This window comes from Pseudomonas sp. OV546 (assembly GCF_900116845.1).
In the GTDB taxonomy this organism is placed as follows: Bacteria; Pseudomonadota; Gammaproteobacteria; order Pseudomonadales; family Pseudomonadaceae; genus Aquipseudomonas; species Aquipseudomonas petroselini.
Genome location: NZ_FPCE01000018.1, coordinates 26112 through 44899, shown reverse-complemented (window position 1 = coordinate 44899; position 18788 = coordinate 26112). Strand labels below are relative to the sequence as shown.

18 protein-coding genes and 1 pseudogene are annotated in these 18788 nt (G+C 61.4%); 8 read left to right on the top strand and 11 right to left on the bottom strand.

The window, feature by feature from the left end; genetic code table 11:
- Positions 1-2 precede the first annotated feature (2 nt).
- Positions 3-254 carry a type II toxin-antitoxin system HicA family toxin gene (locus BM403_RS28450; RefSeq protein WP_012723746.1) on the top strand — a complete coding sequence of 84 codons (252 nt, stop codon included), beginning with the start codon at positions 3-5 and terminating at the stop codon, positions 252-254.
- The gene (locus BM403_RS28445; protein ID WP_012723745.1) at positions 251-616 is read left to right on the top strand and encodes a type II toxin-antitoxin system HicB family antitoxin; all 366 of its coding nucleotides are present in this window, start codon (positions 251-253) and stop codon (positions 614-616) included. The genes BM403_RS28450 and BM403_RS28445 overlap by 4 nt, the downstream gene beginning before the upstream one ends.
- Here the strand turns inward: BM403_RS28445 and BM403_RS28440 are convergent, their stop codons facing one another.
- Positions 617-1789 carry an MFS transporter gene (locus BM403_RS28440; RefSeq protein WP_046036256.1) on the bottom strand — a complete coding sequence of 391 codons (1173 nt, stop codon included), beginning with the start codon at positions 1787-1789 and terminating at the stop codon, positions 617-619. It abuts the gene before it with no gap.
- Positions 1790-1929: 140 nt separating this feature from the next.
- On the opposite strand from BM403_RS28440, the gene BM403_RS28435 reads away from it, so the two are divergent.
- On the top strand, positions 1930-2517 hold the full coding sequence (locus BM403_RS28435) for a TetR/AcrR family transcriptional regulator (protein WP_012723743.1): 588 nt from the start codon (positions 1930-1932) through the stop codon (positions 2515-2517).
- On the opposite strand, the gene BM403_RS28430 is transcribed toward BM403_RS28435, so the two are convergent.
- From BM403_RS28430 to fmdA, 5 genes are read right to left on the bottom strand one after another with little or no spacing between them, the layout of a single operon-like run.
- Entirely contained in the window at positions 2501-3856 is a 1356-nt protein-coding gene (locus BM403_RS28430) for an MATE family efflux transporter (RefSeq protein ID WP_012723742.1), read from the bottom strand. The genes BM403_RS28435 and BM403_RS28430 overlap by 17 nt on opposite strands.
- A gap of 55 nt (positions 3857-3911) precedes the next feature.
- A complete protein-coding gene (locus BM403_RS28425; RefSeq protein ID WP_012723741.1) occupies positions 3912-4877 on the bottom strand; it encodes an AAA family ATPase in 966 nt (321 codons plus the stop codon).
- Between the two features lie 3 nt (positions 4878-4880).
- Positions 4881-5924 (bottom strand): aliphatic amidase, encoded by a 1044-nt coding sequence (locus BM403_RS28420; protein ID WP_046036255.1) that lies wholly within the window; start codon positions 5922-5924, stop codon positions 4881-4883.
- 15 nt (positions 5925-5939) lie between these two features.
- Positions 5940-6287 carry an FmdB family zinc ribbon protein gene (locus BM403_RS28415; protein WP_093546270.1) on the bottom strand — a complete coding sequence of 116 codons (348 nt, stop codon included), beginning with the start codon at positions 6285-6287 and terminating at the stop codon, positions 5940-5942.
- A gap of 2 nt (positions 6288-6289) precedes the next feature.
- On the bottom strand, positions 6290-7519 hold the full coding sequence (fmdA, locus tag BM403_RS28410; RefSeq protein WP_010211069.1) for a formamidase: 1230 nt from the start codon (positions 7517-7519) through the stop codon (positions 6290-6292).
- A 234-nt stretch (positions 7520-7753) separates the two neighbouring features.
- On the opposite strand from fmdA, the pseudogene BM403_RS32710 reads away from it, so the two are divergent.
- Both BM403_RS32710 and BM403_RS32705 read left to right on the top strand, forming a co-directional pair.
- A pseudogene (locus BM403_RS32710) lies at positions 7754-8266 on the top strand (MCP four helix bundle domain-containing protein); the annotation flags it as partial.
- A 69-nt stretch (positions 8267-8335) separates the two neighbouring features.
- Complete coding sequence (locus tag BM403_RS32705; RefSeq protein WP_371914034.1) at positions 8336-9394, top strand: methyl-accepting chemotaxis protein; 1059 nt, start codon at positions 8336-8338, stop codon at positions 9392-9394.
- Here BM403_RS32705 and BM403_RS28400 read toward each other — a convergent pair.
- Positions 9391-10122: a GntR family transcriptional regulator gene (locus BM403_RS28400; protein WP_175538115.1), complete on the bottom strand. Its 732-nt coding sequence runs from the start codon at positions 10120-10122 to the stop codon at positions 9391-9393. The genes BM403_RS32705 and BM403_RS28400 overlap by 4 nt on opposite strands.
- 113 nt (positions 10123-10235) lie before the next feature.
- Here BM403_RS28400 and BM403_RS28395 point away from each other — a divergent pair, with 113 nt between their 5' ends.
- From BM403_RS28395 to BM403_RS28385, 3 genes are all read left to right on the top strand, one after another.
- Complete coding sequence (locus BM403_RS28395; protein ID WP_093546262.1) at positions 10236-11591, top strand: class-II fumarase/aspartase family protein; 1356 nt, start codon at positions 10236-10238, stop codon at positions 11589-11591.
- 118 nt (positions 11592-11709) lie between these two features.
- Positions 11710-13014 carry a cation:dicarboxylate symporter family transporter gene (locus tag BM403_RS28390; RefSeq protein WP_046036250.1) on the top strand — a complete coding sequence of 435 codons (1305 nt, stop codon included), beginning with the start codon at positions 11710-11712 and terminating at the stop codon, positions 13012-13014.
- 12 nt (positions 13015-13026) lie between these two features.
- On the top strand, positions 13027-14415 hold the full coding sequence (locus BM403_RS28385; protein WP_046036249.1) for a class II fumarate hydratase: 1389 nt from the start codon (positions 13027-13029) through the stop codon (positions 14413-14415).
- A 23-nt stretch (positions 14416-14438) separates the two neighbouring features.
- Here BM403_RS28385 and BM403_RS28380 read toward each other — a convergent pair whose 3' ends face one another.
- The 4 genes from BM403_RS28380 to urtC form a co-directional block, all read right to left on the bottom strand.
- Positions 14439-16016, bottom strand: a complete 1578-nt coding sequence (locus BM403_RS28380; protein WP_093546259.1) for a hypothetical protein — start codon at positions 16014-16016, stop codon at positions 14439-14441.
- A gap of 149 nt (positions 16017-16165) precedes the next feature.
- Positions 16166-16855: an urea ABC transporter ATP-binding subunit UrtE gene (gene urtE, locus BM403_RS28375; protein ID WP_046036247.1), complete on the bottom strand. Its 690-nt coding sequence runs from the start codon at positions 16853-16855 to the stop codon at positions 16166-16168.
- Positions 16856-16865: 10 nt separating this feature from the next.
- Complete coding sequence (urtD, locus tag BM403_RS28370) at positions 16866-17624, bottom strand: urea ABC transporter ATP-binding protein UrtD (RefSeq protein WP_046036246.1); 759 nt, start codon at positions 17622-17624, stop codon at positions 16866-16868.
- Positions 17621-18784, bottom strand: a complete 1164-nt coding sequence (gene urtC, locus BM403_RS28365) for an urea ABC transporter permease subunit UrtC (RefSeq protein ID WP_021493284.1) — start codon at positions 18782-18784, stop codon at positions 17621-17623. Before urtC ends, urtD begins: the two co-directional genes overlap by 4 nt.
- Between the last annotated feature and the right edge of the window lie 4 nt (positions 18785-18788).

Sequence of the window (18788 nt, the reverse complement as noted above, 5' to 3'; positions counted from 1 at the left end):
CCGTGTCCAAAAATGAAAAGCGGCTCGCCAAACTGCTCAATGAGCACATGGCATTTACCTGGCCCGAACTCGTCACGCTGCTGCGTCGACTGGGCTACACACAGATTGAAGGGGCTGGAAGCCGCGTCAAGTTCGACATCGGTGACCCCAGTGCAATGATCACCTTGCACAAGCCTCACCCTGGCAACGAACTGAAACACTACATTCGGCGCCAGATCATCGAGCAATTGAAATCAGGAGAACTGATTCAGTGAACAATCAACTGAAACACAAAGGCTACATCGGCTCTATCGAAGCCAGCCTCGAAGACAACTGCCTGTTCGGCAAGATTCTGTTCATCAAGGCGCTGGTGAGCTACGAAGCAAAAACCGTCGCAGAACTGGACGCCGCATTCCGGGAGGCGGTGGACGACTACCTCACTACGTGCCAGTCCCTGGGCCACACACCGGAGAAGCCTTGCAAGGGTTCCTTCAATGTCCGGGTCGGCCATGACCTGCACTTGGCGGCGGCCCTGGCGGCGACCCGCAAGAAAGTGACCCTTAATGACCTGACTCGCCAAGCCTTGAGCGATTTTCTGCAACACCACAGTGCAGACGCTTGCCCAGCGATAGGCTGATTATCCCAACCGCCGATACCCCAGCACCGCGGCCCCCAGCACCACCGCCCCGGCCACCAACGCGACCCAGAACCCGCTGGTGGCGCCAAAGTGGTCGATCATCCAACCGGAACTGGCGGCGCCGATGGCCACGCCGATGCTGAGGCCGGTGATCAGCCAAGTCATGCCTTCGGTCAGGCGGCTGGCGGGCACGATCCGCTCCACCAAGGCCATAGACACGATCAACGTGGGGGCGAAGAACAGCCCGGAGATAAAGATCGCCACCGCCAGCCCCGGAATGTTGCTCACCAGCAGCAACGGCAAGGTGGTCAACGCGGTGGCCACGCCGCAGAACAGGAACTGCCTGGGCAACGGCGCCTTGAGCTTCAGGGTACCGAACGCCAGCCCCGCCAGGCACGAACCGATGGCGTACACCGACAGCACTATGCTCGCCGCCGCCGGCTGGCCCTGATGCTGGGCAAAGGCGACGCTGACCACGTCCACCACGCCGACGATAACGCCCATGGCCAGCAGCAGGATCATCAGGATCAGCACCGAGGGCGATGCAATCAGCCAGCCGCCGTGATGCTCCTGATGTTCATGGACGGGAGGCTCGGTCTCACGTTGCAATACAAAGGTGGTGACGCCGATCGCCAGTAACAGCGCCGCCACCAAGGGCCCCGCCTCGGGGAACAGCACCACGCTCAAACCCACCGAAATGGGTGGCCCGATGATGAAGCACACCTCATCCAGCACCGACTCCAGGGCGAACGCGGTCTGCAATTTGGGCTGGCCACGGTACAACTCGGTCCAGCGCGCACGCACCATGGCCGACATGTTCGGCATGCAACCGGCCAAGGCGGCAAACAGGAACAACGTCCAGTTCGGTGCTTGCAAGCGGGTGCACAGCAACAACATCAACAAAGCCCCGCCGCCGATCAGCGCGGCAATCGGCAGCACCCGGCCCTGGCTGTAGCGGTCCACCAGCCGTGATACCTGGGGTGCGCAAAACGCCGTGGCCAGGGCAAACACCGCCGCCACCGAACCCGCCAGGCCGTAACCGCCGTGCACCTGGGCAAGCATGGTGATCAAGCCAATCCCCGTCATCGACACGGGCATGCGCGCCAGCATGCCTGCCAGTACAAAAGCCCGGGCGCCGGGGACCTGGAACAACTCGGCGTAAGGGTTTGCCATCCTGCTGGACCTCTTGCTGAATGCCTGCGACTTGCTATCTGCAATGACCGAGGCAAAATACATACGGTGCGTATGTGAAAAATCATGCGTAACATACGCAACGTATGTCAATCGTTCACCTGCCCATTGTGAGACCTACCATGAGCCGAGCCCGTGCCGAAATGATCGAAGACACCCGCGCCCGGCTGATCGCCAGCGCGCGACAGGCCTTTGCCACCCAAGGCTACGCGAACACATCGATGGACGATTTTACCGCTCGCGCCGGCCTGACACGCGGCGCGTTGTACCATCACTTTGGTGACAAAAAAGGGCTGTTGGCCGCCGTGGTTGCCCAACTCGACAGTGAGATGGACACACACTTACAGCGCATCACAGATGAAGCAACTGATCCATGGGCCGGCTTTTGCGAACGTTGCCGCGCCTATTTGCGCATGGCTCAGGACGCCGAGATCCAGCGCATTGTGTTGCAGGATGCGCCGGCCGTACTGGGCGATACCGGCTCCCAGCAACAGTGTGTCGAGTCATTGCGCGAACGGCTGGAAGCCCTGATGCAAACCGGTGTCATCCGCCCCGCCCCAAGCACCGCGCTGGCGCAATTGATCAACGGCAGCCTGGTCAACACCGCCCTGTGGATCGCCCGGGATGAGCATCCGGGCGAGCGGCTGGAGCAAGGTTTGCAGGGCCTGGAGCTGTTGTTGCGTGGCCTCAGCCTTACACCAACCGCTTGATCTGCTTGTGTCGCCACACCAAGCGGTAATACGCAGTCTGCAATACCAGCATGGCCAGGTAGGTCACCGGAAACGCCATCCACACCCCTTCCAGGCCGAAGTGGGCGTTCAACAGGTAAGCCATTGGCAGTTCAACGCAGAGCACACAGAAAATCGAGATCACCACCGGCATCAGCACCACGCCGCTGGCGCGCATGATCCCGCCGATCACGGCCTGGAAGCCGAACACCAGGATGCTCCACAGCATGATGTGCAGCAGGTGTTCGGCATTGACCCGCGCCGCGTCGTCGGTGATGAACAGGCCGAGCAACCAATGCGACAAGACATAACCCAGCACAATCAGGCCACCGGTAAGGCAGGTGTTGATCAACAGGCCGGTGCGCAGGATCGGGCCGATGCGCTCCAGACGCCCGGCGCCAATCGCCTGGGCGCCGAGGATCGACGCGGTGATGGCAATCGACAGCGCGGGGAACTGCACGTAGTTGACGATCTGCGTCACCGCGCCATAGGCCGCCGTGGCCTGGGAGCCATGGCCGTTGACCAAGGCGAGGATGACCAATTCCGACAGCGACAGCACCACCATCTGCAGGCCGGTGGGCAAGCCGATACGCAGGACTTTGCCAAGAATCACACGGTCCAGGCGCAAAGCCGCGAGCAGTTCGCGGTCTGGCGCCATCACATGGTTTTTATGCCGAAGGCGCAAGATCAAAAACAGCATGGCTAACGCGTTGCCCACCAGCCCGGCATACACCGCGCTCTGGATGCCCAAGGGTGGCAAGCCGACCCAGCCGCGAATCAGCGCCGGGGTCAGCAGCAGGCCGACCAGGGTCGAAACCATCAGCGCCAGCAATGGCGAGATCGTGTCGCTGACACCGCGCAGCAACTGGGTGTAGAGGATGAACACCAGCAGCAACGGCATGATCAGCATCATCTTCTGCGCATAGCCGACCGCATCGTCGAGGACATCAACCGGTGTGCCCAGCGCCTGCAACGCCGGGCGCGCAAACAGGCTGCCCAACACTGCGGCAATCACACCCACCAGCGCGCCCAGGGTCAGGGTCGCGCCGGTGATAGCCTTGACCATTGCCGTTTCCTGGGCACCCCAGGCCTGGCCGATCAACACCGAGGCGCCCGCCCCCAGGCCAATCACCAGTGCAATGAAAAAAAACACGATGGGAAACATCCCCGACACCGCCGCCAGCGCTTGGGTGCCGAGCATTTGCCCGACATAGATACCGTTGAGGGTGCCGGAAAAACTTTGCAGGAAGTTGGACAGCACCATCGGTGCCAGAAAGATCAGGTAGATCTGCCACAGCGGGCGTTGCAAAGGGCTTTGCATGAAAAACGGGGCCTCGAAGAACTAAAGCGTCCGAGGGTTATACCGTAAGTGGATCCTATCTTCCTGTGCTTTCGGGTTCGACCACCAAACAGGCGTTGCGCACTGTCGCACTCAGGTGTCGGGCATTGCCTTGCAACAGGCATTCGGCAATCGCGGGTTCCAGTTCGACCCGCAAGCGCCTGGCCAGCGCCCTCGCGCCAAATCGCAGGTCGTGCTGGCGGCACAGCCAAGCCCGCGCCTGCGCGTCCAGCACCAACGAACGCTGCTGCACCGCCAGACGCTGGTTGAGTTTGTCGAGTTCCACCGCCAGCAGCGCCTCCAGCCACTGCGCGTCAATGGGCTCGAACATCAGGATACGGTCGATCCGATTGAGAAACTCCGGTTCGAAATGCCCATGCAGCGCCTCTTCCAACACCTGTGCCTCACCCCGTACAAACACGCGCAGCAGGCGTCGCCAGCCCTGGGTAAAACGCAGGCGATGCCGACGCGCCTGTTGCGCGCCGATGTTGCTGGTCATGAAGATCAGGCTGTTGCGAAAGTCCAACGTGCGCGTGCCGCCGGCTAAAGTCAGTTGACCATTTTCCAGTATGCCCAACAGGCTGCGTACCACCTCCTGGCTGGCCTTTTCCAGTTCATCGAACAGCACGATCCCCGGCCGGCTGTAGGTGCCCTGGATCAACTCGCTGTTGAACAGGCTGATGCCCTCCTTGCTGCCCACATACCCTGGCGGCGCGCCGGTCAGCGCGGCCGCGTAATGTTCCTGGGCCAGGGTGTGCATGTCGATGCGGCAGAAACCGTCGGCGCGACCGTGCAGCGCCTGGGCCAGCAGGCGCACGATTTCGGTCTTGCCGACACCGGTCGGCCCCATGAACAGGTTAACGCTGAGGGGGCGGTCACGCTCACTGATATCGGCCTTGACCACCTTGAGCAGGCCTTCCACCTGGGCCAGCGCCGCCTCCTGGCCGACGATCCGGCTGCGCAGCAGGGCCATCACCTGGGCCGGTTCAAAGGTAAAGCGCATGCCCTACCCCGCCGTCTGTTCTTTACCACCATGGGGCAAATTCCCCACCGGGCACTCCGCGACGCCTACCGTGCTGCGGGTGATTTTCTCCACGTTTTCCTGGGCTTTCTGCGCATCCAAGACCCAGGTGCGATAGAACTCGAACGGACAATCCGCCACGCCCTTGTCGCCATCGCCCGAGGCATGCATGCCGGTGTAGCCCCGATGCAGCAGCTTGAACAAATGGTTCTGCGACTGGTCATTGGCCCGCGCATCGCGGATCTGCGACACCGACAACTGCGCATACTGAATGCCCATCTCCTCCTCGCCGCACTCGCCCAGGGTGCGCCCATCAAAGCCGATGATCGCCGAGTGCCCGAAGTACGAGTACACCCCGTCGAACCCCGCGGCATTCGCCACCGCCACATAGCAGTTATTGGCCCAGGCCATGCTCTTGGACATCTGTACCTGCTGCTCCTTGGCCGGGTACATATAGCCCTGGCAACGCACGATCAGCTCGGCGCCCTTCATGGCGCAGTCACGCCAGATCTCCGGGTAGTTGCCGTCGTCGCAGATGATCAGGCTGATCTTCATGCCCTTGGGCCCGTCGCACACGTAGGTGCGGTCCCCCGGATACCAACCCTCGATCGGGCACCAGGGAATGCACTTGCGATAGCGCTGCACGATCTCGCCCAGGTTATTGATCAATACCAGGGTGTTATAGGGCGCCTTGTGCGGATGCGCTTCGTGGCGCTCGCCGGTCAGGGAGAACACGCCCCAGGTATTCGCCTGGCGGCAGGCCGCCGAGAAGATCGCGGTCTCCTCGCCGGGAATGCTCGCGGCGGTCGCCATCATCTCGTCATGGTCGTACATGATCCCCATGGTGCTGTATTCCGGGAACACCACCAGGTCCATGCCGGGCAGGCCCTGTTTCATGCCGATAATGATTTCGGCAATCTTGCTTGCGTTGTCGATGACCTCGGCCTTGCTGTGCAGGCGCGGCATCTTGTAGTTCACCACCGCTACACCGACGGTGTCCGGGCTGCTGGAAATGTCGCCATGGCGCATTACAACGCTCCTGTTCTAGTGACTGATCATCCACGGCCGTGGGCCGGTGCGGGTCTTGAGCCCCAAGGGATTGGCCTTGCTGGGCTCGACCTTCTTGCGGCTGCCGCAGCAACTGCAACCGGACGGGTGTTTGCGGCTGTCCTGGTATTCACCAAGGGTTTGCGGCGCGTTGGCGCTGCGCTCGTTGCCGGCGATGGCCCTGCGCTGGTTGGCCGACAGGGTTTGCAGCGCCGGAGCCGACACCCGCAACTGCCCGCCCGGCCCTGCGCAGTACGGGCATTGGCTGGGTTCATTACGCTGTGCAATCGGGCGCAACATCGTGAAAGTGCCGCAGGTGTCGCAGGCGTATTCGTAGGTCGGCATGGCTAGAGGTCCGGAGCGATGGGCAGGTCGATGCTGCCGTCGAGGAATTGAGTGGGGCCGCTGGCGTTGGGGTTGATGTCGAATTCGAAGATTTCCGTCGGCAGCCACAACGTGGCGCAGGCATTCGGGATGTCCACCACGCCGCTGATATGCCCTTGCACCGGTGCCGAGCCGAGCAGCGCATAACCCTGGGCCGGCGAGTAGCCGAACTTGGTCAGGTAGTTGATCGCATTCAGGCACGCCTGGCGGTAGGCGACATTGACGTCCAGGTAGTGCTGCTGGCCCTGTTCGTCCACCGAGATGCCTTCGAAGATCAAGTAATTCTTGTAGTTCGGGGTGATCGGGCTCGGCTTGAACACCGGGTTCTTGATCCCGTACTTGGCCATGCCGCCCTTGATCAGCTCGACCTTCATGTGCACCCAGCCAGCCATCTCGATCGCGCCGCAAAAGGTGATTTCGCCGTCGCCCTGGCTGAAGTGCAGATCGCCCACCGACAGCCCGGCGCCGTTGACGTACACCGGGAAGAAGATCTTCGAGCCCCGGGATAAATCCTTGATATCGCAGTTACCGCCATGCTCGCGCGGCGGCACTGTGCGTGCGCCGGTCGCTGCCGCATCGTCACGGGCCTGGCCGGTGAGTTTGCCCATGTGGGCGGTGGCGGCCAGCGGTGCGTTGGCCAGGGGCGGAACGCGAGTCGGGTTGGTGTCAATCAGCTCCTGCTCGCGACGATTCCAGTCGGCGAGCATCACCGGGTCGGGCAGGCAACCGATCAAGCCTGGGTGGATCAGACCGGCAAAGTTCACCCCGGGAATGTGCCGCGAGCGGGTGAACATGCCTTTGAAATCCCAGATGGCTTTCTGCGCGCTGGGGAAGTGATCAGTAAGGAAACCACCGCCGTTCTGCCGCGAAAAGAACCCGTTGAAGCCCCACTGGGAATCGGCCTTGGCACCGATATCCAGCAAGTCCACCACCAGCAAATCCCCCGGCTCGGCGCCGTGTACACCCACCGGGCCCGACAGGTAGTGCACGGTCGACAAGTCCACATCGCGCACATCGCTGGCGTCGTCATTGTTCTTGATCGCGCCGGCGGTCCAATCGTAGGTTTCCAGGATGAAGTCATCGCCCGGCTTGACCCAACAGGCCATAGGGATATCCGGGTGCCAGCGGTTATGGATCTGCTCGTTCTCGGTGACAGGCTGGTTGAGGTCGACTTTGATCAGCGTTTCGGTCATGGACTGGCTCCTGGACGGATGACGGGGTGCGTGCGATCCAGTCTCGGGCGGCCAGGAAAAACGGGAAATACGTTGGATGACGTATAAACGACGGTGTCGCGGTTTTATTCCATCAATTCGCTCGATGACAGCTTAAGTATTTACTGATTGGACGCCAGGCCGGCAGGTCGTTAGATTCCACCGAGAAGATAGCTTTTAGCCATCACTCCTGACCCCTTGAATATCGAGCCTTTCATGAAAAACCCTGTGTCGTTGGCAATGCGTATCGGGCTGGGCTTCGCGTCCACCCTGTCGTTGCTGGTGCTGATCACTGCCGTCGGTATTCAACGCGTGGGTTTTATCGACAGTACGCTCAAGGATGTCGGTGAAAAAGCCGCCGTCGTCCAGCGCTACGCGATCAACTTCCGTGGCAGCGTGCACAACCGCGCCATCGCCATTCGCGATGCGGTACTGGTCAAGGATGAGCCGGCGCTCAACCGCCATCTGGCCGAGATCGATCAGCTCAAGCGCGATTACCAGGACTCTGCCGTGATGATGGACCGCCTGTTCGCCAACACCACCGCCAGCGCCGAGGAAACCCGTCTGCTGGGTGATATCAAAGCCATCGAGAGCCAGGCCCTGGCTTCCACCGAACGGGTGATCAACCTGCGTCGCAGCAATGACATCGCCGGCGCCCAGGACTTGCTGCTGGCCCAGGCCTCGGCCCACTACACCGAGTGGCTCAAACGCGTGAATGCGCTGATCGACTTCGAAGAAGCGCACATCAAGCAACGCCTGGATACCGTGCAATCGGCCGCAGGCACCTTTGCCGTGCTGATGGTGCTGGCCAGCGCCGTCGCGATTATCTTGAGCGTGCTGGTGTCACTGCTGATTATCCGCAAGGTCAAGGCCACCCTTGGCGCAGAGCCGGAGGAAGTCGCCGAGGCGATCCGCCGCCTGGCCGATGGCGAGCTGAACCAGCGCATCGAAACCCGCTACCCCGACAGCGTGATGGGCATCCTGAAAAACGCCCTGGCACGCCTGAGCGACACCATCAGCGAAGTGCGCTCGGCAGCCCAGGCCCTGCGCCATTCCTCGGTCACCCTGCTGTCAGTGGCCAGCGATAACCGCCAGCAGATCAACCTGCAGACCAGCGAAGCCCAGCACGTGGCGGCCGCGATCACGCAAATGGCCGCCTCGGTCAGCGAGGTCTCGGGCTACGCTTCCGCCGCCTCCAAGGCGACTATCCTGGCCGACGCCGAAGTGGACAGCGGCCACCGCTTGGTGGGCGAAGTGACCGTGTCCATCGAAGAATTGGCGACGATCCTCGACCAGGCCACCCTTCGGGTCAACCAGGTGTCCAGCGACAGTGAAAACATCGAAACCGTGATCGAAGTGATCAACGCCATCGCCGCCCAGACCAACCTGTTGGCGCTGAACGCGGCGATTGAGGCCGCGCGTGCCGGTGAACATGGCCGAGGGTTTGCGGTGGTGGCCGATGAAGTGCGCTCCCTGGCGACGCGCACCCAGGAGTCCACCCAGGAAATCCGCGACATGATCGGCAAGCTGCAAAGCGGCACCCAGGACGCCGCCGACATCATGCAACGCAGCCGCAGCCTGGCCCAGGCCACCGTGACGCAGACCCGCGACTCTCAGTTGGCGCTGGGCAAGATCAGCCAGGAAGTCGGCGCGATCAATGCGATGAACGCGCAGATCGCCAGTGTTTCCGTGCAGCAAAGCGCGGCGGCTGAAGAGGTTGCACAGAACGTCACGCGCATCCACAGCTCCACCGTGCAATCGGCGGCGCGCTCCGAGCAGGTGGAAAATTCCAATCACGAACTGGCGGAGCTGGCGGATCGCTTGAGCACCAAGGTGGCGTTTTTCAACGTGGCCTAGTGTTTGTCGCGTTTCATCTGCATGGTCAGGGTGAAACGGTCGGCGGGGTAGACCGATTCCGATACGGCGATCAGCACGCCGTCCTCATCGCGGTACTGGCGGATGATGGTCAGCCCCAGCGCACCGCTCTGCGCCTTGAGGCTGGCGGCCAATTCGGGCGATAACTGTACCGGGCGCACCTGCTGGTCGACCACATCGATGTGCCGCGAGAAGGCCTTGCCGATCAGTGCCGCGATCAGTTCACCCGGGTGCTTGCGTGCTTCGGGAATCACCTCGGCAAAAGTCTGCTCGGCATACACGTCGGTCCAGCACAACGGCGCGTTGCCGGCGCCGGCATCGACCTTGATGCTCGACACGCAGAAGTAATGCCCGCCCGGTTCCAGCCCCAGGCGCCGGGCCAGGGCGATGTCGGCGACGAACTCGCGCACCGCCTGGATATCGCGGATATGGGTTTCGGCCACTTGCACGAGGTCGGCCACCGACGCCATCGCCTGGGAGTATCCCCCCTGGGGCGACGCCGCTTCGACGCGCGTGCCCACGCGCTTGCGCCGCGAGACCATGCCCTGCCCCTGCAACTGGTCAATGGCCGCGCGCACGGTGTGTCGGCTCACCGCATACAGCGAGCAGAGTTCGAACTCAGTCGGCAACAACGAACCCACCGGGTAATGGCCGCTGCCAATCCGGTCGATCAAATCCTTGGCAACCGCCGCATAACGCCTCTGGCTCACGCTTTCCATTTTTACCCTCGTTATCGAGTTGACAGTGTATCAGCACAGGCGCAATCATAATGTACGGACATATTAAATATGTATGGTTTGAAAATAACAATTAGGATTTTCCCATGTCGAGTACCGTTTTTGATTCCGCCCTGTTCCGCGACATGTTCGGCACCGCCGAAATGCGCGGCGTGTTCTCCGATAAAGCCCTGATCGAACGCTACATCGAAGTGGAAGTGGCCCTGGCCCGCGCCGAAGCACGTTGCGGCGTGATCCCGGCCGACGCGGCCGAGCAGATCGCCGCGCTGTCGCAGTACGAAGCCCTGGACCTGGCGCTGATGCAGCACGAAACGGAGATCGTCGGTTACCCGATCCTGCCGCTGGTTGAGCAACTGTCGACGATCTGTGGTGAAGCGGGCCGCTACGTGCATTGGGGCGCCACCACGCAGGACATCATGGACACCGCCGTGGTCCTGCAAGTACGCGCCGCACTGGCCATCGTCGAGCGCGATATCCAGACCGTGCGCGGGCTGCTCGCCGGCCTGGCCGAGCGTTATCGCGACACCCCCATGGCCGGTCGCACGCACTTGCAGCACGCGCTGCCGATCACCTTCGGCTACAAGTGCGCGGTGTGGCTGAGCATGTTCGACCGCCACGCCGAGCGCTTGGTGGAACTGCGCCCACGCGTCGAAATCGGCCAGTTCGCCGGGGCTGCGGGCACCCTCGCTTCCCTCGGCGACAAAGGCCTGGAAGTCCAGGAAGCGTTGATGAGCGAACTCGGCCTGGGCGTACCGCAGGCCACCTGGCACGTGGCCCGCGACGGGCTGGCCGAGACCCTGAACTTCCTCGGGCTGGTCACCGGTTCCCTGGGCAAGATCGCACTCGACATCATGATGATGATGACCAGCGAGCTGGGCGAAGTGTACGAGCCGTTCGTCAAGGGCCGTGGCGCCAGCAGCACCATGCCGCAAAAGCGCAACCCGATTTCCTGCGAGCTGATGTACGCCGCCGCCAAGGGCGTGCGCCAACACGCCGGGCTGATGCTCGACGCGATGATCCAGGACTTCGAACGCTCCACCGGGCCGTGGCAGGCGGAGTGGATCGCCATTCCCGAAGCCTTCGCCCTCAGCGCCGCGTCCCTCGGCCAGGCGACCTTTATGCTCGCCGGCCTGGAGGTGCGCCCCGAGCGCATGCGCAAGAACCTCGACATGACCCAGGGCCTGATCGTCGCCGAAGCCGTGATGATGGGCCTCGCCCCGGCCCTTGGCCGCCAGGTGGCCCATGACGTGGTGTATGCCGCGTGCCGCATGGCCAACGACCAGGGCACCAGCTTGCTCGACGCCCTGCTCGCCCAGGGTGAAGCCACCGCGCAACTGGACCTGGCCGAACTGCAACGCCTGACCGACCCGGCCAACTACCTGGGGCTCGCGCCGCAGATGGTGGACATCGCGCTGGCGCGCCCCGGCTCAGTCAAACGCTGAGTTGGCCAGGCTTTTGTCGTGAGCGAACTTGCCTCGCGCGGGGCAAGCCCGCTCACTACAAAAAGCAGGGCAGAGCCCCCTATTAACATGTGCCCATAACAACAATGAGATCACAGACATGTCATCCACCCCCGCAAAAAAACCGCTCTACAAGGACCTGACCTTCCAGGTCGTCGCCGCCATGTTCCTCGGCATCGCCTTCGGCTTTCTCGCTCCCGAGCTGGCCGCCAGTTTCAAGATCCTTGGCGATATCTTCCTCAAGCTGATCAAGACCGCCGTCGCGCCGCTGGTGTTTTTCACCGTGGTCCACGGCATCGCCTCGGCCGGCGATATCAAGCGCGTCGGTAAGGTCGGCTTGCGCGCGTTGATCTACTTCGAAGTGGTCTCCACCCTTGCCCTGGCCATCGGCCTGTTGTGGGGCAACCTGTTGCAGATCGGCTCCGGCATGCACGACGCCCACCCGAGCAGCGCCGCCGCGGCCGCCGCGAGGGCCGCCGTGGCCAAGGGGCATGCGCCTGCGTCGACCCTGGACTTTATCTACGGCATCTTCCCGGACAATTTCGTCGGTGCCTTCGCCGGCGGCCAGTTGCTGCAAGTACTGGTGATCTCGGTGTTGTTCGGCTTCGCCCTGCTGGCGTTGAAGCCCGAACGCCGCGAAGTGATCGAAGACGGCCTGAACCGCATCTCCGAGTGCTTCTTCGAGTTCATCAACCTGATCATGAAGTTCGCGCCCCTGGGTGCCTTCGGTTCGGTGGCTTACGCGGTGGGCAGCAATGGCACGGCAGTGCTGATGTCCCTGGCCAACCTGGTGTTGATGTTCTACGTCGGCATCGCATTCTTTATCTTTGTGGTGCTCGGCGCCGTATGCCGGTTGAGTGGCTTCAGCCTGTGGCGCTTCCTCACCTATATCAAGGATGAAATCTTCATCGTGCTCGGCACCGCCTCGTCGGAAAGCGCCCTGCCGCGCCTGCTGCAAAAACTCGAGAAATTCGGCTGTTCCAAACAGAGCGTCGGCCTGGTGCTGCCCACCGGCTATGCGTTCAACCTCGACGGCACCTCGATCTACATGTCGCTGTGCGTGCTGTTTATCGCCAATGCCTACGGGGTGCCGCTGAGCTGGGAACAACAGCTGGGCATCATCGCGATCATGCTGGTGACCTCCAAAGGCGCGGCGGCGGTGTCGGGTGGCAGCTTCGTGGTGTTCGCCGCGACCGTCACGGCCATCGGCGTGCTGCCGGCGGAAGGCCTGGCGCTGCTGTTCGGCGTGTACCGCTTCATGTCGATGGCCATTGCCACCTGCAACACCATCGGCAACAGCGTCGCGACGGTGGTGGTGTCGAAATGGTCCGGGGAGTTCTCCCAGCAGACCGCCCAGGATGAATACCAACGCGTGCTCGGGCGTGCTGCCGGCGCTGCGCTTTAACGGAGCCTCTTGATGACGACGCTGCGAATCGAACATGACGCGTTCGGCCCCGTGTCCATACCGGCCGACCGCTACTGGGGTGCGCAAACCCAACGGGCGCTGGAGGTCTTCGGCGGTAAACAGCCGTTCCCCGCCAGCCTGATCCGCGCCTTTGGCCAACAAAAACGTGCGTGCGCGCGTGCCAATGCACGCCTCGGCGTACTGGCGCCGGCCCTGGCGCAAGCGATCGAACAGGCCGCCGAAGCACTGGCCAAGGGCGACCTTGACCAGCACTTCCCGCTGTCGATCTGGCAAACCGGCTCCGGCACCCAGACCAACATGAACGCCAACGAGGTGATCGCCAACTGCGCCAACCTCGCGCTCGGCGGCGAACTGGGCAGCAAGTCGCCGGTGCACCCCAACGACCATGTAAACCGCTCGCAGTCGTCCAACGACAGCTTCCCCACGGTGATGCACCTGACCACCGTGCTGGAACTGCGCGGCCGCCTGCTGCCGGTGCTGGGCCATCTGCGTGATGAGCTCAGTAACAAGGCCGACGCCTGGCGGGAGGTGCTTAAAATCGGCCGCACCCACCTGATGGATGCGGTGCCCATGAGCCAAGGCCAGGCGTTTGGCGCGTTTGCCCAGCAGATCCAGCACGCTATCGCGCGCATCGAAGCGTGCATGCCGCGCCTGCGCCTGCTGCCCCAAGGGGGGACAGCGGTGGGCACCGGACTGAATACACCGGAGGGTTTTGACCGGGCGTTCTGCGAGGAAATCAGCCGACTCACCGGCGAACGCTTCGAAACCAACCCGTGCAAGTTCGAAGGCATGGGCACCCACGATGCCTTGGTAGAGGCCTCTGGGGCGTTGAATGTGCTCGCCGTGTCACTGACCAAGATCGCCAATGACATCCGCCTGCTCGGCTCGGGACCGCGCTGCGGCCTGGGTGAATTGATCGTGCCCGACGACGGCCTGACCTCTTCGATCATGCCCGGCAAACGCAACCCCACCATCGCCGAAGTGCTGGTGCAGGCGGCGATGCAGGTGATCGGCAACCACACCACCATCACCCTGGCGGGGGCTTCCAGCACCTTCGAATTGAACGTGGCCAAGCCGGTGCTGATCCACAACCTGCTGCACTCGATCGAGGTACTCAGCGACTGCGCCAGCCTGTTCACCCACAAGCTGCTGGGCGGCCTGGAACTGAACCGCCCGCAACTGGCGCACAACGTGGAGCACTCATTATTGATGGCGACCGCGCTGAACCCGGTGCTGGGCTATGACCGCGTGGCGCAGATCACCCGCAAAGCCGCGGACGAGGGCCTGTCACCCAAGGACGCGGCGGTGCAACTGGGGCTGATAACCGCCGAAGAATATGAGCGACAGGTGCGGCCGGAAAGGATGATCAGCCCCGGCTGATCACGGAACGTCGCGGCCCACACTCAACCCCGTAACGACTGCGCTTGTTTTTCTTTTTTTACGTAGTCGACATTGACCCAATTAAACCTTTCATCTTCTGCGCCCCTGCCGCCTTTGCCATCAGTGCCAATATCGACTTCTTTCATCAGGCCCGGGCGCCGGAGAAGTTCAGCCGCGAGTCCAGACCGGTCTGTCGGTGGAGACTCTGCAGCAGCACTTTTTAAGCTATCGAAGCTGATATAGTTATCCGCGCCCCAATACTGTTTGAACTTTTCGTCAAGGGCCTGAAGCAGTTCAACGTCACTCATTTTTTCATAGCTTGGCGCTGCATTCTGCCTGGACACCCTTTCAATAGTGTCGCGCCCAATAAGCCCGTCGGACTTGTCAGCATCATGGTCGGAATCCAGTTTGCTATTGAGTCCCGGCCGACTGATGATTTCCCTGGCCAACAGGGTCATCCGGTCATCCGACGCATTGCCAGTCAAGGGCTGACCCGCGACTTCACGAAGCGCTCCCTGAGTGATTTTTCCATTCGCGTCGGGTTTGAAATAATCAAGATTATTACCCAACTCGCTCGCCAAGTCTGAGTCCTTGGTTCCTTTGAACGCATTAGCGACCTCAGTATTCTGCGGGCTCATGCCTTCGCCTTGCGACGATGCGGACATGCCCCAGGAAAGAGGTTGAATGGGCGCATTTCTGCCGAATGCCTGGGGGCGATAGTTCTCGTCATAGGTGTTTTCAACACGTTGGCGCTGCATGGAACCGGTGTACCTTCCGGCCCCGCTCTGCATGGAGGGTGCCTCTTGGGTTTGGTAGTAATCAACCACCCTGTTCGCGTCCCCCTGGCTGATCAGCCCGTCTTCAAGGCCGTCATGGTTGATTGCATCAAGCAAATGACTCATTTCAGGACGGCTGAGAATCTCGTTGGCCAGCATTGTCATGCGGTCGTGCACCGGGTGACCGGTCAATGGGCGGTTGGCAGCGTCCTCAAGGACTGCACGTGTGACAAAGCCGGACGGTCCCTGGAAGTAACTGAAGCTATCGGCAAAATCCCGTGCAACCGTGGTATTTGAGGGCGCGCGATAGTCCCCGGGTGAATGATTCATCGCAGGCGGGTTAAACGCTCCGACGTTATTAACGGGACGCTCATATTGCGCAGGGTAAGCCTGCGAAAATGACGGTGCAGTGCTCGGCTCTCCGGCCCTGGACTGCTGGCCGGCAGACGCGTCATCGCTCGTGTAGTAATCAACGAGCTGTTCAACGTTTTCACGGTCAACAAGACCGTCGTGTATACCGCGCTCATTCAACTTATCCAACTTACGGTTCACGTCCGGGCGATTCAGGATTTCGCCTGCCAATAGCGTCATATTGTCGTCGACGGAATTACCCGTCAGCGGACGAGCCGCCACTTCACGGAGTTTGGCCTGGTCCACAAAGCCGGTCTTGGTATTGACGAAGTAGTCAAAGTTATTCCCAAACGTCTTCACCAGATCCAAATTTGAAGTGTGCTTGTATTTGTCCTCCCGCGAGGTGGGTTGCCCGTCAAGATCAGGCCGATTGAAACTGAGTGGATAATTTTGACCGTATTGAGTATTTACCATGGCAACACCTCAGGGAGTAGATGCATCACAGCCGACCAACGCTCGGCTGGACACTTTGTCGACACCCATCTGTGGCCACACAAAGAGCAACGGTTCCAGTGGAACATCGGTAAAAAACAGCACTTACGAGGCGGCAGACCAACCTGCATTCACACCGATAAGTACCGGCTGATGATCGCCTCATCCACTCGGTCGCGGGTCTCTTCAATCACAAACCGCCCCTTCTCGATCACCAGAAAACGGTCCGCGATTTCCAGGGTAAACGACAGCACCTGCTCCGACACCACAATGGTCAAATCGCGCACGTTACGGATTTCCTTCAGCGTGCGGGCAATGTCCTTGATGATCGACGGTTGGATGCCCTCTGTCGGCTCATCCAACAACAGCACCTTGGGGTTGGTCGCCAGCGCCCGGGCTATCGCCAGTTGTTGTTGCTGCCCGCCGGACAGGTTACCGCCCTTTCGCGACTGCATGTCGTGGAGCACCGGAAACAGCGCATACAAGTCTTCCGGCACCTTGCCGCGTGCCGATGCCGGCAAGCCGGTCTGAATATTTTCCAGCACGGTCATACTCGGGAAAATCATGCGGCCCTGGGGCACATAGGCGATCCCCCGCGCGACCCGTTCATGGGTTTCCAGCGCCGAGACATCCTGCCCATCCACGCTGACTTGGCCCTTCCACTGCGGCAGGATGCCCATCAGGCTCTTGAACAGCGTGGTTTTACCCATGCCGTTGCGGCCCATCACCGCGACAATCTCGCGCTTGGCGACGTTCAGGTCCAAGTCATGGAGAATCTGGCTCTGCCCGTAGCCGCAGGCCAACTGGTCGATCTTGAACATGCGCGGCTCCTCAGTGGCCCAAATACACTTCGATGACTTTCGGGTTGCTTTGCACCGACGCCATGCTGCCCTCGGCCAGCACCTTGCCCTGGTGCAGCACCGTGACCTTGTGGGCGATGCTTTTGACGAACTCCATGTCGTGCTCGATCACCAGCACCGAACGGCCCTGGCTGATGCGGTTGAGCAGCTCGGCGGTTTGCGCGCGCTCATTGACGCTCATGCCAGCCACCGGTTCATCGAGCATCAGCAACTCGGGGTCCTGCATCAGTAGCATGCCGATCTCCAGCCACTGCTTCTGGCCGTGGGACAGCAGGTCGGCCTGTTGTTGCAGCAGGTCGCCGAGAAAGATCTCCCGCGCCACCTCCTCCACCCGTGCGATCACCTGGGCATTGCGCTTGAAAAACAGAGCGCCCCATACCTTGCGACCGGCCGGGTAAGACATCTCCAGGTTCTCGAACACCGTGAGGTTTTCGTAGATCGACGGGTTCTGGAACTTACGGCCCACGCCGGCACGCACAATGTTGTACTCGCGCATTTTCGTCAGTTCCTGGCCGTCGAACTGGATGCTGCCGCTGGTGGCGCGGGTTTTGCCGCAGATCAGGTCAAGCACGGTGGTCTTGCCGGCGCCGTTAGGGCCGATCACCACGCGCACTTCATTGCGGTCGATATACAGGTTGAGGTTGTCGACCGCCTTGAAGCCGTCGAACGACACGGTGAGGCCTTCGATGGCCAGCACCGGTTTTTTCATTTCAAAGCCGACGGCGGTCATGGCTGGGTCTCCAGGATTTTGCTTGTGGCCTTGGGTGTTAACGGTGCGTTCACCGGGGTCGCCGCTACAGGTTTACGCCGCAACATTCTCGCCAGCGCCTGACGCCCATGGCTGTCCCACAAACCGGCGAGGCCGTTGGGGAAGTACATCACCACGGCGATAAACAGCCCGCCCATGAGGTACAACCACAACTCGGGGAAGGACTCGGAAAAGTAGGTCTTGCCGTAGTTCACCAGCAACGCGCCATACACCGCACCGAGCAGTGACATGCGCCCGCCTACCGCCGCGAAGATCACCATCTCGATCGACGGCACGATGCCCACGAACGACGGCGACATAAAGCCCACCTGCAAGGCAAACATCGCCCCGCCAATCGCCGAGAACGCGGCGGCCACGCAGAACACGAAGATCTTGAAGCTGGCCACGTCATACCCGGAGAAACGCACGCGTTCTTCCTTGTCGCGCATCGCCATCAGCAACCGGCCGAGCTTGGAAGCAAGGATGAACCGGCCAATGAAGATGCAGCCGAACAGCAACCCGGCGTTGATGAAGTACAGGATCATCTTCGCGCTGTCGGTGCGCAGGTCCCAGCCAAGCAGGGTCTTGAGGTCGGTGATGCCGTTGACGCCACCGGTCAGGCCTTGCTGGCCGACGATCAGCACCGTGAGGATCAGCGCAATCGCCTGGGTGACGATGGAGAAATACACATCGCCCACGCGCCGCTTGAACAGCGCCATACCGATGATGAACGCCAGCAGCACCGGCACCGCAATCACGGCCGCCAAGGTGAAGCTGAAACTGTGGAACGGCTGCCACAACCACGGCAGCTCGGTGATCTGGTTCCAATCCATGAAGTCCGGAATGCCCGGTGTGGACTGGATCTTGGTGCTTTCCGGGTCCGAGGCCTCAAGCTTGAGGAACATTGCCATGCAGTAGCCGCCGACGCCAAAGAACACGCCCTGCCCCAGGCTGAGAATGCCGCCATAGCCCCAGCACAACACCAGGCCCACCGCGACAAACGCGTAGGTCAGGTATTTGCCGACCATGTTCAGGCGGAACGCATCCAGGGTCAGGGGGAATACCACCAGGATCAACAGCGCCAGCAACACGATGCCGATCAGGTTTTGCTGGCCGCCCAGCAGCTTGTCTAAAGCCTTCATCCGC

What these genes read in the sequence shown, in the direction of transcription:
- BM403_RS28440 (WP_046036256.1), bottom strand. Translation starts at nt 1,789, where the DNA reads ATGGCAAACCCTTACGCCGAGTTGTTCCAGGTCCCCGGCGCCCGGGCT.
- BM403_RS28435 (WP_012723743.1), top strand. Translation starts at nt 1,930, where the DNA reads ATGAGCCGAGCCCGTGCCGAAATGATCGAAGACACCCGCGCCCGGCTG.
- BM403_RS28430 (WP_012723742.1), bottom strand. Translation starts at nt 3,856, where the DNA reads ATGCAAAGCCCTTTGCAACGCCCGCTGTGGCAGATCTACCTGATCTTT.
- BM403_RS28425 (WP_012723741.1), bottom strand. Translation starts at nt 4,877, where the DNA reads ATGCGCTTTACCTTTGAACCGGCCCAGGTGATGGCCCTGCTGCGCAGC.
- BM403_RS28420 (WP_046036255.1), bottom strand. Translation starts at nt 5,924, where the DNA reads ATGCGCCATGGCGACATTTCCAGCAGCCCGGACACCGTCGGTGTAGCG.
- BM403_RS28415 (WP_093546270.1), bottom strand. Translation starts at nt 6,287, where the DNA reads ATGCCGACCTACGAATACGCCTGCGACACCTGCGGCACTTTCACGATG.
- fmdA (WP_010211069.1), bottom strand. Translation starts at nt 7,519, where the DNA reads ATGACCGAAACGCTGATCAAAGTCGACCTCAACCAGCCTGTCACCGAG.
- BM403_RS32705 (WP_371914034.1), top strand. Translation starts at nt 8,336, where the DNA reads ATGGTGCTGGCCAGCGCCGTCGCGATTATCTTGAGCGTGCTGGTGTCA.
- BM403_RS28395 (WP_093546262.1), top strand. Translation starts at nt 10,236, where the DNA reads ATGTCGAGTACCGTTTTTGATTCCGCCCTGTTCCGCGACATGTTCGGC.
- BM403_RS28390 (WP_046036250.1), top strand. Translation starts at nt 11,710, where the DNA reads ATGTCATCCACCCCCGCAAAAAAACCGCTCTACAAGGACCTGACCTTC.
- BM403_RS28385 (WP_046036249.1), top strand. Translation starts at nt 13,027, where the DNA reads ATGACGACGCTGCGAATCGAACATGACGCGTTCGGCCCCGTGTCCATA.
- BM403_RS28380 (WP_093546259.1), bottom strand. Translation starts at nt 16,016, where the DNA reads ATGGTAAATACTCAATACGGTCAAAATTATCCACTCAGTTTCAATCGG.
- urtE (WP_046036247.1), bottom strand. Translation starts at nt 16,855, where the DNA reads ATGTTCAAGATCGACCAGTTGGCCTGCGGCTACGGGCAGAGCCAGATT.
- urtD (WP_046036246.1), bottom strand. Translation starts at nt 17,624, where the DNA reads ATGACCGCCGTCGGCTTTGAAATGAAAAAACCGGTGCTGGCCATCGAA.
- urtC (WP_021493284.1), bottom strand. Translation starts at nt 18,784, where the DNA reads ATGAAGGCTTTAGACAAGCTGCTGGGCGGCCAGCAAAACCTGATCGGC.